Raw genomic sequence first — 14955 nt, 5'->3', positions numbered from 1 at the left:
TTGCTCAGACACGGTGGAGAACGATGACCGCTCTCAAGACGAAAACCCTGCTCGCGGTCGCCGCCAGCGCCCTGGCCCTCGCCGCCTGCGGCGGCGACGGCACCTCTGAACTTCAGAACCCCGGCAACACCGGCGGCAACCCGGGAACGGGCGGCGGCGGCGGCGGCAACGGCGGCGGCGGAAGCGGCTCGACCGGCGCCTGCCCGACCCACCCGAACGTGACCAAGGTCACCGTCGGAACCGAGGAGCACTGCCGCATCTCGGGCGAGATCACCACCAACCTGACCCTGACGGCCGGCCCGGCCTATCAGCTGAACGGCACGGTCAAGGTCGGCAAGGACGTCGGCTTCGACGGCCAGAAGGCCGGCGGCGTCACCGCCGTCCTGTCGATCGATCCGGGCGTCAAGATCTACGCCGGCACCCGCACCTCGCAGCTGGCCATCCAGCGCGGCTCGCGCATCAACGCCCAGGGCACCGCGGCCCAGCCGATCGTCCTGACCAGCGCCGACGCCCTGGGCTACGCCACCACCCTGGGTCTGGCCAACGCCCGTTCGCCGCTCGGCGCCGGCGTCCGCGACGACCCCTATTCGGGCGAGTGGGGCGGCCTGTCGCTGCTGGGCCGCGGCGTGATCAACAACTGCCCGGCCGCCCCGGCCGTGTGTGAAGCCGAAGCCGAAGGCGGCTCGGGCCTGTACGGCGGCAACGTGCCGAACGACACCTCGGGCACGCTGAAGTACGTCCGCGTCGAGTATGCCGGCGTGCGCTTCACCGAGACCAACGAACTGAACGCCATCGCCTTCTGGGGCGTCGGCTCGGGCACGACCGTCGACTATATCCAGGCTCACAACGGCGGCGACGACACGGTCGAGTTCTTCGGCGGTTCGGTCAACGTCAAGCACCTGGTGCTGACGGGCGCCGACGACGACAGCTTCGACTGGACCTTCGGCTGGAACGGCAAGGCCCAGCATATCGTCATCGCCCAGAACCCGCTGCAGCCGGCTGGCGACGCGGGCTATGAGGCCGACAACAACGAGCTGGCCTTCGACATCCTGCCGCGCTCGGCCCCGACCATCGCCAACGCGACCCTGGTCGGCAACACCACCGTGGGCGCCGGTCTGCGCCTGCGTCGCGGCACCGCGGGCAAGCTGTACAACCACGTCGTGGCCAACCGCTTCGTCCACGGTCTGCGCATCGACGACGCCCCGACCTACGCCCAGGCGGACGCCGGCGCCCTGTCGCTGCGCTCCTTCTACATCTCGACGGCCACGCCGTTCCACAGCGCCACGGCCCAGGCCGTCTTCGCCAAGGACGCCAACAGCCGCACGGGAACCTCGACCCTGTCGTCCTACACCTCGGGCGGCCGCGCCTACATCAACGGCGTCAACGAGAACGGCGTGGTCGCGGTCGATCCGCGCACGATCGACGGCTTCTTCGATGCGGCCCCCTACGTCGGCGCCGTCCGCGACTCCGCGTCCAACTGGACGCTGAACTGGACCCGCTGGCTGAACGACTAAGGGTCGGTTCGATCCTGAAACGGCGGACGGCTGACCAGCCGTCCGCCGTCTCGCCTTTCCTCCTTCTTTCCGGCGCTCGCACCGAAGGACCTTCTTGAGATGACGCCCACCCGCACGTTCGGCCTCGCCGGCCTGCTCGCCAGCACCATTCTGACCGCGCCCGCCCTGGCCTGGGCCCATGACGGCGTCGCTTCGACGGCACCGGAGACAGCGCCTGAGCCCTCGCTCTCGGAGCCGGCGGCTGATCCCGACGCCGTCTCGGCGGTCGCGGACATCGTCGTGCGCGGCCGCTTCGTGCCGGACGTGAAGCGCGAGACCTCGGCGGTCGCCAACATCCTGACCGAGGAAGACATCAAGCGCTCGGGCGACTCGGAAATCGGCGAAGCCCTGGCCCGCGTCACCGGCCTGTCCATCGTCGGCGACGGCTATGTCTATGTGCGCGGTCTCGGCGACCGCTACTCCAGCATCATCCTGGACGGCTCGACCCTGCCCAGCCCCGAGCCGCTGAAGCGGGTGGTGCCGCTGGACCTGTTTCCGACCTCTCTGGTGTCCAGCGCCCAGATCCAGAAGACCTATTCGGCCCAGTATCCGGGCGAGTTCGGCGGTGGTCTGATCGCCCTGTCGACGCGCGCCATCCCCAACGAACGCTTCCTGTCCTTCGGCGCCTCGATCGCCGCCGAGACGGAAACGACCGGCAAGGAAGGCCTCTACTGGGATGCGGGCGGCAAGCTGTCGAACATCGGCATCGCCGACAACAGCCTGAACCTGCCCGGCTTCATCAAGATCGACCCCTCGCTGAAGTCCTTCGCCAACAACCCGGCCATGCTGCAGGCGGCGGGTCGGTCGCTGCGCAACATCTGGTCGATCGACGGCGACAAGAACCTGCCGGACTTCGGCTTCAACCTGTCGGGCGCCGAAATCGTCGACCTGTCGAACGGCGTGCGCCTGGGCGGCTTCGTCGCCCTCGACTACGGCTATCAGGTCCGCAACCGCGAGGGCGTGCGCAACTCGTTCGAGGTCAACGGCGGCGTCAACGATCAGATCAGCCCCGAGGCCTGCGCCGGCGCCGGCGGCCTGTCGAACGCGACCGGCTGCGGCTTCCAGCGCACGGAACAGGAATACGCCCTGAACGCCCTGGGCGCCTTCGGCATCGAGTTCAATGAGAACCATGAGCTGAAGCTGACCACCCTGCTGCTGCGCAAGACGCGCCAGCAGGCCCTGATCGAACGCGGCCTGTTCTCGGCCGACCCCGGCCTGATCCGCAGTTTCCAGCGGCTCAACTGGATCGAGCAGCAGATGAACTCGAACCAGGTGTCGGGTCGTCACGTCTTCGACCTGCCGATGGCGCTGGACCGGTTGCAGATCGACTGGCGCGCGGCCTATTCGACCGCCTCGCGCGACACGCCCTATCGCCGCGAGTATTCCTATCGTCTGGAGCCGGACAACGTCTTCCGCATGACGCCGGGGTCGGATTCCAACCGCACCTTCTTCAGCGCCCTGGAAGACCAGAACATCGAGTTCGGCCTCGACTTCACCCTGAACGGCACGATCGCCGACCGCGAGATCGTCCTGAAGGCCGGCGGCCTGCATCAGGAGCGCGAGCGTGACTTCGCCAGCCGCCGCTATTCGTTCCAGCCGGCGGCGGGGGTGATCATCACGCCCGAGCTGCGCAGCTATGTGCCGGAAATCATCTTCAGCCCCGACAACATCGGCGGCAACGCGGGCTACACCCTGCGCGACATCACCGATCCGTCGGACTTCTTTGACGCGACGATGGAGATCAACGCGGCCTACGCCTCGGCCGAGGTCGAGCTGATCCCGGACCTGCGCGTCACGGCCGGCGTTCGTTACGAAGATTCCGAGCAGCGGGTGAACAGCTTCATCCCGCTGGGCGAGACCGGCGCGGGGGATCCCATCGCCGCCAATCTGGCCCAGGACTTCTGGCTGCCGACGGCGGCGGCGACCTGGGAGTTCGCCGACAACATGCAGTTGCGCTTCGGCTATTCGAAGACGATCAACCGTCCCGACCTGCGCGAACTGTCGAACGCCCTGTTCCTGGACGACGACTCCAACACCCTGGAACGCGGCAACCCGAACCTGAAGATCGCCGAGATCCAGAACTACGACCTGCGCTGGGAATGGTATTTCGGCCAGCGCCAGTCGGCCACCATCGGCCTGTTCTACAAGGCCTTCGACAACCCGATCGAGCGGACCTATCAGCCGATCGGCGAAGGCTTTGGCCGTTCGTTCCAGAACGCGCAGGAAGCGACGCTGAAGGGCGTCGAGGCTGAGGTTGACTACACCCTGCCGATGGACGTCTGGGCCCCGAACCTGAGCTGGTTCCACGACAACGAAGTCTTCGTCGTCGCCAACGTCACCTGGTCGGATTCGGAAGTGACCGACGCTTCCTACACCCGCGCCCTGCAGGGCCAGTCGGAATGGCTGGGCAACCTGCAGATCGGCTTCGAGAACACGACCGCCCGCCGCCGCGCCACCCTGCTGGTCAACTATCAGGGCGAGCGGATTTCGGACGCCGGCATCATCACCGGCTCGACCCGTCTGCCGGACGTGGTCGAGACCCCGCCGATCATGTTGGATCTGGTCGCCAGCCAGACCTTTACGGTCGGCGGCCGCGACTATGACGTGGGCGCCAAGATCGAGAACATCCTGGGTGAGGAATACGAGCGCAGCCAGTCGTTCGCCAACGGCGGCAAGGGCGTGGTCGAGGGCTACAAGCTGGGCCGGACCATCTCGCTCAGCCTGTCGACGACCTTCTGATCCGCATACGGCGACGTTGTCACAACAACGTCTCGCCGCCGTCATCGCGGCGTGAGGCTCTGACCCCGGCTGCTGCGCTAAGCAGCCGGGGTTCCCGTTTTCGGGGGTGTTCGGAGCATCGGGCGTGATCGCACGGGTTGGGGAATGGGGGCGTCAGGCGCAGGCGGCCATGGCCGCGCGACCGGGGCGGATCCGCGCCGGCGCCGAGATCGCCCTGGTCGCTCTGCTGGCGGTGCAGGCGGGGCGTGTGGCGTGGATTTTCGTTGCGCCTGAGGCTGAACCGGCGGTCGCCGCCCGCGCCGAGGCGGCGCCCGTGGACGCCTCCATCTTCCAGCGTTTCGACGCCTTCTTCCGCACCGGCGACAAGAGCAGCCTGGCCGAGGCGGCGGGCGCCGACAGCGACGCCCTGCGCCTGTTCGGGGTGCGCGCGGGCGGGCCCGACGGCGGCTCGGCCATCATCGGCCTGCCCGACGGTCGTCAGGTCTCGGTCGGCGTGGGCGAGACCATTTCCGAAGGCCTGACCCTGGCCTCGGTCGGTGAGGATTTCGTCACCGTGTCGCGCGGGGGATCGGTCAGCCGACTGGTCTTCACCGAGACGCCCGCGGGCGCGGCGACCCCGCCTCCGCCGCCCACGACCGCCCAGGTCATGACGCCGACCGGCGCGCCAGCCCCGGTATCGGCTGCGGCCCCTGCCGCCGCGCCGACCGGGCCGGTCGTCGATCCGCAAAGGCTGATGGCTCAGGCGTCCCTGCGTCCGCGCATGGAGGGCTTGCGCATCAAAGGCTTCACCCTGGCCGCGCGCGGCGACGGGGCGGCGCTGAGGGCGGCGGGGCTTCAATCCGGCGACGTCATCCTGGCCGTCAACGGGGCCGAACTGAACAGCCTGGAACGCCTGTCCGACCTGGGCGGCGAGCTTTCCGGCAGCAGCGCCGCCGAAATCCGCTTCGAGCGGAACGGCCGCGTGCAGACCACCACCATAAGGACCGGCCCGTGATGCGCCTTCACCGCTCTTTCGCCGCCGTCGCCCTGTCGGCCCTGATCGCCGCGCAGGGGCCCTTGTCGGCCTCGCCGGTCATGGCTCAAGAGGGCGCGCGCCAGACCCTGAACGTCCAGGGCGCCGACATCCGCGCCTTCATTCAGGACGTGGCCCGGACCACGGGCCGCACCTTCATCGTCGACCCCGCCGTGACCGGAAACGTCACCGTCACCAGCCAGCGCGCCTTGACCAAGACTGAGCTGTTCGAGGTCTTCCTCTCCACCCTGCGCGCCAATGGTCTGGTGGTGACGCCGACGTCCTCTGGCGCCTATCGGATCAGCCCGGCCCAGGGCGCGGCGCAGGGACCGTCCACGGTGGGGTCTGAGCGCTTCTCGACCCAGGTCTTCCAGCTGCGCCACATCGACGCCGCCTCGGCCGCCGAGACCATCCGGCCGCTGGTCGGCGCACAAGGTCAGGTGCTGGCCAACCCCAGCGGCAACAGCGTCGTGGTCGCCGACTTCGCCGACAACCTGAGCCGCATCCGCAGCCTGATTCAGCGCATCGACGTGGACCGCGCCTCGTTCGACGTGGTGACGCTGGAGAACTCTTCCGCCGCCGAGATCGCGGGCGTCTTGGCCCAGGTTCTGGCCCCGCCCGGCGGCCAGCCGGGGCAGGGCATGGTGTCGGTGACGCCGGTGGCCAGCTCCAACTCCGTCATCCTGCGCGGCGACCCCGCCGCCGTGGCCCGCGTGCGGCCCCTGATCGAAGACCTGGACCGCCGCGCCCGCTCGGCCGACGACGTCAAGGTCGTCTTCCTGCAGCACGCCAACGCCGAGCAGCTTCTGCCCGTGCTGCAACAGATCGTCGGCCAGCCGGTGACGGCGGCCAGCGCGACCGCCGCCCCTGCCGCGCGCGGAGCCGGCGAAGCCGCGCCGCCCCAGGCTGTCTCCGCTCCGGCCGCGCCGGTCGCGGGCCAGAAGGCCAGCATCGCCCGCTTCCCCGGCGCCAACGCCCTGGTCATCTCGGCCTCGTCGGAGACGCAGCGGATGCTGGCCGAGGTCATCCGCCAGCTCGACAGCCGGCGCCAGCAGGTGCTGATCGAGGCCATCGTCGTCGAACTGGGCGACACCGCCGTGCGCGAACTGGGCGTCCAGTGGCTGCTGGCCGGATCGGACGGCAACCCCGTCGGTCTGACCAACTACTCCGACCGCGCCGCGCCTCTGGTTCCCATCGCGGGCGGGGCGGCGGCGGGCCAGCTGGACAAGGACAACCCCTTGCGCGAGCAACTTCAGAACCTGGCCCTCAACAGCCTGGTCGGCGCCAACGGCTTCATCGGTGGCGGCGGCGGCCGGATCGGCTCGGACGGCCTGTTCGGCTTCATCATCAATGCGGCCAAGTCGGACGAAGGCTCCAACCTGCTGCAGACCCCGTCGCTGATGACGCTGGACAACGAGGAGGCCACCATCCTGGTCGGGCAGGAGGTGCCGATCACCACCGGCGAGACCCTGCTCGACGGCAACTCCAACCCCTTCCGCACGACCCAGCGTCAGGACATCGGCGTCAAGCTGATCGTCAAGCCCCAGATCAACGCGGGCGGCTCCATCACCCTGTTCTTGCGCCAGGAGGTGTCCAGCATCAACGGCGTCCTGACCAAGGGCGCGTCCGATCTGGTGCTGAACAAGCGCGAGTTGGAGACGACGCTCGTGGTCGACGACGGCGAGATCGCCGTGGCCGGCGGCCTGCTGGATCAGAACGACCGCCTGTCGGTCGACAAGGTGCCGGGCCTGGGCGACATCCCCGTGCTCGGCAACCTGTTCAAGTCGACCAGCCGTCAGCGCGGGCGGACCAATCTGATGGTCTTCATCCGCCCGACCATCATCCGCACCCCGGCCGACGCCCAGCAACTGAGCGCCGACCGCTGGGGCTATATGCGCGGCGAGCAGATGCGCGCCCAGCCGGGCGTCGAGCCCAGCCTGGACGAGATGCTGCGCGACTACATGCGCGCCCAGCCGCCGGTCGCGCCCTCGGCGCTGGACAACCCCCGGCCGGGCGTGGCGGCGCCGACAGGCGAGGTGACGATCTCGCCGCTGGCCCCCGCCCAGACCGCGACCCCGACCTCCCCGCAGGGCTGAGCGCCATGATCACCCTGGTCAATCCGACATTGCCGTATGGGTTCGCCAAGCGGAACGGCGTCATCCTGCTGGACGCGGGCGACATCGCCGTGGTCGGTCTGCGCGAAGGCGCGGATCCGCTGGCCCTGGTTGAGACGCGCCGGGCGCTGGGGCGGCCCTTGCAGGTTCAGGCCATGGATCAGGCCGAGTTCGACCGCCGTCTGTCCGACGTCTATGCCGGCGACCTGAACGCCGCGGGCGACGAGCAGATGGAGATGCCGTCGGGCCTCGACGGTCTGATCGAGGACCTGCCCGCCGCCGCCGACCTGCTGGACTCGGCCGACGACGCGCCGGTCATCCGCATGATCAACGGCATCATCGCCGAGGCCGTGCGCGCCGGCGCCTCGGACATCCACCTGGAGCCCTATGAAAGCGCCCTGGTCGTGCGGATGCGCGTCGACGGCGTGCTGCGCGAAAGCCTCAGCCTGAACCCGCGCATCACGCCCCTGCTGGTGTCGCGCATCAAGGTCATGGCCCGGCTCGACATCGCCGAGAAGCGCGTGCCGCAGGACGGCCGCATCCCCTTGGCGCTGGGCGGTAAGACGCTGGACGTGCGCGTTTCGACCCTGCCGTCGCGGGCCGGCGAACGGGTGGTGCTGCGCATTCTCGACAAGGATCAGGCCGATCTGCGGCTGGAAGACCTCGGCATGGACCCGGTCGCGCTGGAGGCGTTCCGCAACGCCCTGCGCGAGCCCAACGGCATCATCCTCGTCACCGGGCCGACCGGCTCGGGCAAGACGACCAGCCTCTATGCCGGCCTGTCGCTGCTGAACGACGCCACGCGCAACATCCTGACGGTCGAGGACCCGGTCGAATACGCCATCGACGGCGTCGGCCAGACCCAGGTCAATCCCAAGGTCGGCATGACCTTCGCGGCGGGCCTGCGCGCCATTCTGCGTCAGGACCCGGACGTGGTCATGGTCGGCGAAATCCGCGACGTGGAGACAGCGAGCGTCGCGGTTCAGGCCTCGCTGACCGGGCATCTGGTCCTGTCCACGGTCCACACCAACGACGCGGCCGGGGCCGTGACGCGTCTGCGCGACATGGGGGTGGAGCCCTTCCTGCTGGCCTCGACCCTGCGGCTGATCGTAGCCCAGCGGCTGGTGCGGCGGCTGTGCGGCGAATGTCGTCGGGCCGAACCCGCCGACGCCGCCACGGCCCGCCTGTCCGGCGTGGCCGAGGGCGCAACCGTCTGGCGGGCGCAGGGCTGCGGCGCGTGCAACCACACCGGCTATGTCGGCCGCGTCGGCGTCTATGAGACGCTGAAGATCGACGACAAGGTGCGGCGCCTGATCGCCGCCGAGGCGGACGAGGAAGCCCTGATCGCCGCCGCCTTCCCCAAGGGCGGGACCCTGACGGACCGCGCGCGCGCCCTGGTGCTGGCGGGCGTGACCTCGGTCGAGGAGGCGGTGCGCGTCACCCGCCAGGAAACGCCCGAGGCGCATCCCTTGCCTGAGCCAGCATTGGGAAGCGCCGCCTGATGCCCGCCTTCGACTACAGCGCCGTGGACGTCTCGGGCCGAACCGTCGCGGGCGTGCTGACCGCGCCGGACGAGGCTGCGGCGCGCAAGACGTTGGATCGCCGCCGCCTGATGACCCTGTCGCTCAGCCGCGCCTCGGGCGTTTCGACCCCGACCAAGGGCGAGGGCGACAAGGCCCCCCGCCTGCGCCAGAAACTGTCGGCGCGGACCCTGGCTCTGACCACGCGTCAGCTGGCCACCCTGATCACGGTCGCGCCAGTCGACGAGGCCCTGCGCACCCTGATGCTGCAGGCCGAGCGACCCGACGTGCGCCGCATCCTGTCGGGCGTCCATGCGGGCGTGGTCGAGGGCCAGCGCCTGTCGGAAGCCATGGCCCGTCAGGGCGCGGCCTTCCCGCCGCTCTACCGCGCCACGGTCGCGGCGGGCGAGGCCTCGGGCGCGCTCGGCCCCATTCTGGAGCGTCTGGCCGATGGTCTGGAGCGCGACCAGATGGTGCGCGGCAAGGTGATCACCGCCCTGGTCTATCCCGCCGTCCTGGCCCTGGTGGCGCTGGGGGTGGTGACGGCCCTGATGGTCTTCGTCGTGCCCAAGGTGGTCGACCAGTTCGACAGCATGAACCAGACCCTGCCCCTGCTGACGCGGGCGGTGATCGGGGTGTCCGATCTGATGCGCCATTGGGGCTGGCTGATCCTGCTGCTGCTGGCGGGCGGGATCGGCGGCTTCGTCGCGGGCTTGAGGAATCCCGGCTTCCGGCTGGCGGTGGACCGACGGGTGCTGCGCCTGCCCGTCGTCGGGCGGCTGACGCGCGACCTGCACGGGGCGCGCATGGCGCGCACCCTGTCGACCATGATCGCGGCGGGCCTGCCGGTGCTTGAGGGGCTGACCATCACCGCCCGCACCGTGTCCAACCGGGCGCTGCGCGTCGCGACCGAGATGATGGCCGACGCCGTGCGCGAGGGCGGAGGCCTGTCCGCCGCCATGCGCCGCGCCGACGTCTTCCCGCCCATCCTGGTGCACATGACCGCGTCCGGCGAGGCCAGCGGCCGGCTGGAGCCGATGATTGAACGCGCCGCCGACTATCTGGAGCGCGAGTTCAGCGCCTTCACCGCCGTCATGCTCAGCTTCTTAGAGCCCGCGATCATCGTCGTCATGGGCGGCGTGGTCGCCCTGATCGTCCTGTCGATCCTTCTGCCCATCCTTCAGATCAACACCCTGGCGATGGGGTGAAAGAGGCCGTGATGATCCTTCCGAACCTGAACCCTGGCTCTCCCTTCCCGTCATCCTCGGCCTCGTGCCGAGGATCCAGACGCTCGACGTCGGCTGGCGAAAATGCGACGCGCGATGCGGGGGCCAGCGCGTTTCTGGATCCTCGGCACAAGGCCGAGGATGACGATGATAGGGTTGCGACGGTCGCGCGTCTTCGCGCTCAAGCAGCGAGCGACCGCGTCGCTTGCGATAGCGCCCTCCAGCGTAAAGCCCGGCAGGGCTTTACGCTGGTCGAGTTAATGGTCGTCATCGTCATCATCGGCCTGCTGGCGACGGTGGTGGCGATCAACGTCCTGCCAACCCAGGACAAGGCCATGATCGGCAAGGCGCGGGCCGACATCTCGACGCTGGAGCAGGCGATCGAGACCTATCGCCTCGACAATCTCGTCTTCCCGGATGCGCAGAGCGGCCTGCAGGCCCTGATTGCGCCGCCCGCCGGTCTGGCGCGGCCGGAACGCTACCGCGAGGGCGGCTATATCCGCCGTCTGCCGCAAGACCCGTGGGGCGCCCCCTATCAGTACCGCCGCCCGTCCGCCCACGGCGGTCAGTTCGACGTCTTCTCCTTCGGCGCCGACGGCAAGGAAGGGGGCGAGGGCAATGACGCCGACATCGGCAACTGGCAGAGCTAAAGGGCGTGTTCGCGGTGGGTGTCGGCGGTTGATTTCACCATCCGCTCATCCCGGCGGACGCCGGGATCCAGTGAGAGCGCCAACTGGCGGCTTTCCAGTGGGTCGAATTGCTATGGAGCCAAAGCACTGGATCCCGGCGTCCGCCGGAATGAGCGGGATCATGGGGCGCCGCGGGCGGCGTTCCGGCTTCACCCTGGTCGAGTTGCTGATGGTTGTCGCCATCATCGGCCTCGCCGCCGGGGCCGTGGTGCTGGCCGTGCCCGATCCGCGCCCGCCCGTGGGCGACGAGGCCGAGCGTTTCGCCGCGCGGCTGGTCCGCGCGCGCGAAGAGGCTCTGCTGACCAACCGCGCCGTGGCGGTCGAGGCCACGGCCGAGGGCTACGCCTTCTCCCGCTTCGACGGCGTCCAGTGGTCGCCCCTGGCAGACGGCCCCTTCGGCGACGAATCCTGGGCCGAGGACACCATCGCCCGGCCTGAGGGTCAGCCTGCGGATGCGCCCTTGCGCGTCGTCTTCGACCCGACCGGCGTGGCCGACGCCGCCTCCCTGACCCTGTCGCGCGGCCCGCGCGCTGTGACCGTCGCCGTCGATGCGGCGGGCGAGGTGCGGGTCGATGGCTGACCGGCCCGGCTTCACCCTGATCGAGCTGCTGGTGGCGCTGGCGGTGTTCAGTCTGGCCGCGCTGGCCCTGCTGAACCTCGGCGGCGAGAACACCCGCTCGGCCGCGCGCGCCGAGACGCGGACGCTGGCCGGGATCGTGGCCGAGAACCTGGCGGTCGAGGCGATGACGGCGCGGCCCGCCCCGGCGCCCGGCGACAGCGACGGAAGCCAGCCTCTGGCCGGCCGCGACTGGCGCTGGACCCGCGCGGTCACCGCCACCGACGACCCCGACATTCTGCGCATCGACATCCGCGTCTCCGACGACGAGGGTCAGGCCGCCGAGCGCGTCCTGTTCCGGGCGGTCGGGTCATGAAATCCCGCGCTGGTTTCACCCTGATCGAGGTGATGATCGCCCTGCTGATCTTCGCCCTGCTGGCGGCGGCGGGGGTGCTGGTGCTGAGCCAGAGCATCGACAACCGCTTCGCGGTCAAGGCCTCGACCGACCGCACCGCCGCACTGCAGCGCCTGCGCGCGACCCTGCGCGCCGACCTGGGCCAGGCCGCGCCGCGCCGGGTCCGCGCCGCCAACGGCCAGCCCGCGACCTCGCCCATCCTGGCGGCCGAGGCACCGGGGGATCCGCTGCTGGTGCTGGTTCGTGCGGGGTGGAGCAACCCCGACGGCCGCTCGCGCGCGGCGCTGCAAAGGGTCGAATACCGGCTGGTTGAGGACCGGCTGGAACGCAGGGTCTACCCCTATCTGGACGGCGCCCGGCCCGGCCCGCCGCAGATCCTGTATCAAGGCGTCAGCGCCCCGACCCTGGCCTTCATCAGCGAGGGCGCCGAGGCGCCGCGCTTCATCCCGTCGCCGGATCGGCCTCTGCCGGACGCCGTGCGTCTGGACCTGACGCTGGAAGGCTATGGCCCGGTGCGCCAGTTGTTCGTCGTCGGGGGCGGGCGATGAAGGCGCGTCTGCGAAACCGCGAAGGCATGGCCCTGCTGACCGTCCTGCTGCTGGTGGCGGTGATGGCGGCGGTGGCGGTGCTGGTGCTGGACGACATCCGCTTCTCGGTTCGCCGCACCATGAATGCGGAAACGCAGAGCCAGGCCCAGTGGTATGCGGCGGGGGCTGAATCCCTGGCGCGGCGCCAGATCAACCGCCTGCGCGACCTTGATCCCGTCAAGACGCCGATCCAGCCCGACTGGAACGGCCGCGTGCTCAGCTTCCCGGTCGAGGACGGCAGCATCACCGCCCGCCTGAGCGACGGTCAGGCCTGCTTCAACCTGAACAGCGTGGTCGAGGGCCAACTGGAGGTCTATGTCGCCCGGCCGCTGGGCATCCAGCAGTTCGTCGCCCTGGGCCGCGCGCTGAATCTGCCCGAGGGGCGGATGCGGGCCGTCGCCGACGCCCTGACCGACTGGATCGACACCGACACGACGCCGCGCGCGCAAGGCGGCGAGGACGCCGCCTACGCCGGCCAAGCCTATCGCACCGCCGGGACCCTGCTGGCCGAGGTCAGCGAGCTGCGCGCCGTGCGAGGCGTCGACGCCGAAATCTATGCACGGCTGCGGCCCTACCTCTGCGCCCTGCCGACCACGGACCTGTCGCCGATCAACCCCAACACCCTGACGCCGGAGCAGGCGCCGCTTCTGGTCATGCTGGCGGACGGCAAGCTGAGCCTGGCCTCGGCCAGGGCCGCGATCGCCGCGCGGCCGGCGAGCGGCTGGAGCAACGCCAACGCCTTCCTGATGCAGGGGGCCATGAGGGGCGTAGAACTGCCGATCCCGGTGCAGGACCAGCTGACGGTCCTGACCCGCTTCTTCAACCTGCGCGTGGACGTGGAGTTCGGCGGCAGCCGCGCCGTCCGCACCGCCCTGATCGAACTGCCTCAGGCCGGTCCCGCGCGCACCGTCATCCAACGCTGGACCCTGGACGAATGAGCCGCATCCGACTGATCCTGATCCCGCCCTCGGCGGCCCTGCCGGCGACCTGCCTGACGCTGGACGCGCACGGCGCCGTCCTGACGCGCGGCGTGCTGGAGCTGGGCTCCGGCTTTGCGCCTGAGCCGATGCGCACCGTCGCTGTGGTCCCCGGCGCCGACGTTCTGATCCGCTGGCTGGAGTTGCCCTCGGGCAGTCCCGCCCAGGTGGCGACGACGGCGCTGCATCTGCTGCGCGACGATCTGGCCGCGCCCGCCGACCGGCTGACCGCCGCCCTGGGGCCGGTCGCCGCGCCGGGCGGGCGGCGGCTGGTCGCCGTGGCAGGGCGGCCGCTGCTGCAGACCTGGGGCGACTATCTGGCCAGCCTCGGCCTGCGCGCCGACGTCATGATCCCCGACAGTCTGATCCTGCCGGAACCGGCGGAGGAGGGGAGGCTGACCGCCGCCGTCTTCGGCGCCGACCTGGCCCTGCGCGGGCGCGAATTGGCGCTCAGCCTTCAGCCCGACCTGGCCGAGGCTGTCGCCGCCGGCCGGGCGGTGGCGCGCATCGACCGGGCCGAGGAGATCGAACGCCTGCTGGCCGGCGCCGCCCTCAACCCGCCGATCAACCTGCTGGCCGGGGCCGGACGGCGCATCGAGGCCGACCGGCGCGGCTGGAAACGGGCGGCGGCGCTGGCGGCGGCCCTGGTCGTTTCGCCGCTGCTCCTGACCCTGGCCGCCGCCGGTCACGACGAATGGGGCGCTCGCGATGCCGAAAGACGGGCGGAAGCCGCCGCACGCCGCGCCTTCCCCGACGTGGCGCCCAATGCCGACGCCGTGGCCGAGGCGACGCGTCGCCTGACCGCCGCCCCGCCGCCGGGCGGACCGACCGCCGCCGCCGCCGCCCTGTTCGCCGCCGTCGAAAGCGTCGAGGGCGCGGAACTGGACAGTCTGACCGCCGACGAGGGCGGGGTGCGGGCCACCGTCACCTACGCCGCCTATCAGGACCTCGACGCCCTGCAGCGGGCCATGGCGGCCAAGGGCATGTCCCTGACCGACGAAAGCACCGTCGACGACCAGGGCAAGGTCGTCTCGGAAGTCCGCGTGGGAGGCGCCTGATGAACCGGATGATCCCCTCGATGGGCCTGTGGTGGGACGGACGCTCGGTGCGCGAGCAGCGGATGCTGGCGGCCATGGGGCTGCTGGTCGCCGCCGTCCTGGTCTGGCTGCTGGTGCTGCGCCCCGCCTGTGCCTGGCGCGAGGCGGCGGCCGAACGTCGGGTCGAGGCGACGGCGGCGCTGGCCCGGATCGAGACCGGCCTCGCCGGTCGGGCGCCGGTGGAGGCCAAGGCGGCGATGGCCCTGGCTGACGTTGAACAGGCGGCCCGAACCGCGGCCGAGGCGGGGGGGCTGGCCGTGACCCTGTCGGTCGACGGCGAGGGGGGCCTGGCCTTCGACGCGCCCGGCGCGACCTCGGCGGCGCTGTTCGGTTGGCTGGCGGCGCTGAAGTCCGAGTACGGCGTTGAAACGCGCGCCGTCACGGTGGTCGAGAACGCCGATGCGACGCTGGATGTGACGGGAAGCCTGGCCGGTTAAGTCCCGCAGCGGACCTCACGCGTGCGTGTTCGC

Annotated in this window: 13 protein-coding genes; all 13 read left to right on the top strand. The window is 70.5% G+C overall.

Annotation, left to right across the window (positions count from 1 at the left end):
• Positions 1–23: 23 nt before the first annotated feature.
• The 13 genes from AB4Y68_RS03005 (at position 24) to gspM (ending at position 14922) form a co-directional block, all read left to right on the top strand.
• On the top strand, positions 24–1514 hold the full coding sequence (locus AB4Y68_RS03005; RefSeq protein ID WP_441453963.1) for a hypothetical protein: 1491 nt from the start codon (positions 24–26) through the stop codon (positions 1512–1514).
• Positions 1515–1613: 99 nt separating this feature from the next.
• The gene (locus AB4Y68_RS03000) at positions 1614–4292 is read left to right on the top strand and encodes a TonB-dependent receptor domain-containing protein (protein WP_441453961.1); all 2679 of its coding nucleotides are present in this window, start codon (positions 1614–1616) and stop codon (positions 4290–4292) included.
• A 124-nt stretch (positions 4293–4416) separates the two neighbouring features.
• Positions 4417–5286, top strand: a complete 870-nt coding sequence (locus tag AB4Y68_RS02995) for a type II secretion system protein N (protein WP_441453959.1) — start codon at positions 4417–4419, stop codon at positions 5284–5286.
• Positions 5286–7400, top strand: coding sequence for a type II secretion system secretin GspD (gspD, locus tag AB4Y68_RS02990; protein ID WP_441453957.1), 2115 nt, complete (start codon positions 5286–5288; stop codon positions 7398–7400). Before AB4Y68_RS02995 ends, gspD begins: the two co-directional genes overlap by 1 nt.
• Positions 7401–7405: 5 nt before the next feature.
• Positions 7406–8920, top strand: coding sequence for a type II secretion system ATPase GspE (gene gspE / locus AB4Y68_RS02985; protein WP_441453955.1), 1515 nt, complete (start codon positions 7406–7408; stop codon positions 8918–8920).
• Positions 8920–10146 carry a type II secretion system inner membrane protein GspF gene (gene gspF / locus AB4Y68_RS02980; RefSeq protein ID WP_441453953.1) on the top strand — a complete coding sequence of 409 codons (1227 nt, stop codon included), beginning with the start codon at positions 8920–8922 and terminating at the stop codon, positions 10144–10146. The genes gspE and gspF overlap by 1 nt, the downstream gene beginning before the upstream one ends.
• A gap of 11 nt (positions 10147–10157) precedes the next feature.
• The gene (gene gspG / locus AB4Y68_RS02975; RefSeq protein WP_441453951.1) at positions 10158–10814 is read left to right on the top strand and encodes a type II secretion system major pseudopilin GspG; all 657 of its coding nucleotides are present in this window, start codon (positions 10158–10160) and stop codon (positions 10812–10814) included.
• Between the two features lie 160 nt (positions 10815–10974).
• Positions 10975–11433 carry a GspH/FimT family pseudopilin gene (locus AB4Y68_RS02970; RefSeq protein ID WP_441453949.1) on the top strand — a complete coding sequence of 153 codons (459 nt, stop codon included), beginning with the start codon at positions 10975–10977 and terminating at the stop codon, positions 11431–11433.
• A complete protein-coding gene (gene gspI, locus AB4Y68_RS02965) occupies positions 11426–11785 on the top strand; it encodes a type II secretion system minor pseudopilin GspI (RefSeq protein ID WP_441453947.1) in 360 nt (119 codons plus the stop codon). The genes AB4Y68_RS02970 and gspI overlap by 8 nt, the downstream gene beginning before the upstream one ends.
• The gene (gene gspJ, locus AB4Y68_RS02960; protein ID WP_441453945.1) at positions 11782–12372 is read left to right on the top strand and encodes a type II secretion system minor pseudopilin GspJ; all 591 of its coding nucleotides are present in this window, start codon (positions 11782–11784) and stop codon (positions 12370–12372) included. The genes gspI and gspJ overlap by 4 nt, the downstream gene beginning before the upstream one ends.
• On the top strand, positions 12369–13349 hold the full coding sequence (gene gspK / locus AB4Y68_RS02955; RefSeq protein WP_441453943.1) for a type II secretion system minor pseudopilin GspK: 981 nt from the start codon (positions 12369–12371) through the stop codon (positions 13347–13349). The genes gspJ and gspK overlap by 4 nt, the downstream gene beginning before the upstream one ends.
• A complete protein-coding gene (gene gspL / locus AB4Y68_RS02950) occupies positions 13346–14446 on the top strand; it encodes a type II secretion system protein GspL (RefSeq protein WP_441453941.1) in 1101 nt (366 codons plus the stop codon). Before gspK ends, gspL begins: the two co-directional genes overlap by 4 nt.
• Positions 14446–14922: a type II secretion system protein GspM gene (gene gspM, locus AB4Y68_RS02945; RefSeq protein ID WP_441453939.1), complete on the top strand. Its 477-nt coding sequence runs from the start codon at positions 14446–14448 to the stop codon at positions 14920–14922. Before gspL ends, gspM begins: the two co-directional genes overlap by 1 nt.
• The last annotated feature ends 33 nt before the right edge of the window (positions 14923–14955 follow it).

The sequence above is a fragment of the Brevundimonas sp. 2YAF1 genome, assembly GCF_052114745.1.
Classification (GTDB): domain Bacteria; phylum Pseudomonadota; class Alphaproteobacteria; order Caulobacterales; family Caulobacteraceae; genus Brevundimonas.
The sequence above is the reverse complement of the archived record's forward strand: the minus strand, read 5'-3'. Positions and strand labels throughout refer to the sequence as shown.

What these genes read in the sequence shown, in the direction of transcription:
- gspF (WP_441453953.1), top strand. Translation starts at nt 8,920, where the DNA reads ATGCCCGCCTTCGACTACAGCGCCGTGGACGTCTCGGGCCGAACCGTC.
- gspM (WP_441453939.1), top strand. Translation starts at nt 14,446, where the DNA reads ATGAACCGGATGATCCCCTCGATGGGCCTGTGGTGGGACGGACGCTCG.
- gspE (WP_441453955.1), top strand. Translation starts at nt 7,406, where the DNA reads ATGATCACCCTGGTCAATCCGACATTGCCGTATGGGTTCGCCAAGCGG.
- AB4Y68_RS03005 (WP_441453963.1), top strand. Translation starts at nt 24, where the DNA reads ATGACCGCTCTCAAGACGAAAACCCTGCTCGCGGTCGCCGCCAGCGCC.
- gspD (WP_441453957.1), top strand. Translation starts at nt 5,286, where the DNA reads ATGCGCCTTCACCGCTCTTTCGCCGCCGTCGCCCTGTCGGCCCTGATC.
- AB4Y68_RS03000 (WP_441453961.1), top strand. Translation starts at nt 1,614, where the DNA reads ATGACGCCCACCCGCACGTTCGGCCTCGCCGGCCTGCTCGCCAGCACC.
- gspJ (WP_441453945.1), top strand. Translation starts at nt 11,782, where the DNA reads ATGAAATCCCGCGCTGGTTTCACCCTGATCGAGGTGATGATCGCCCTG.
- gspL (WP_441453941.1), top strand. Translation starts at nt 13,346, where the DNA reads ATGAGCCGCATCCGACTGATCCTGATCCCGCCCTCGGCGGCCCTGCCG.
- gspK (WP_441453943.1), top strand. Translation starts at nt 12,369, where the DNA reads ATGAAGGCGCGTCTGCGAAACCGCGAAGGCATGGCCCTGCTGACCGTC.
- gspI (WP_441453947.1), top strand. Translation starts at nt 11,426, where the DNA reads ATGGCTGACCGGCCCGGCTTCACCCTGATCGAGCTGCTGGTGGCGCTG.
- AB4Y68_RS02970 (WP_441453949.1), top strand. Translation starts at nt 10,975, where the DNA reads ATGGGGCGCCGCGGGCGGCGTTCCGGCTTCACCCTGGTCGAGTTGCTG.
- gspG (WP_441453951.1), top strand. Translation starts at nt 10,158, where the DNA reads ATGATCCTTCCGAACCTGAACCCTGGCTCTCCCTTCCCGTCATCCTCG.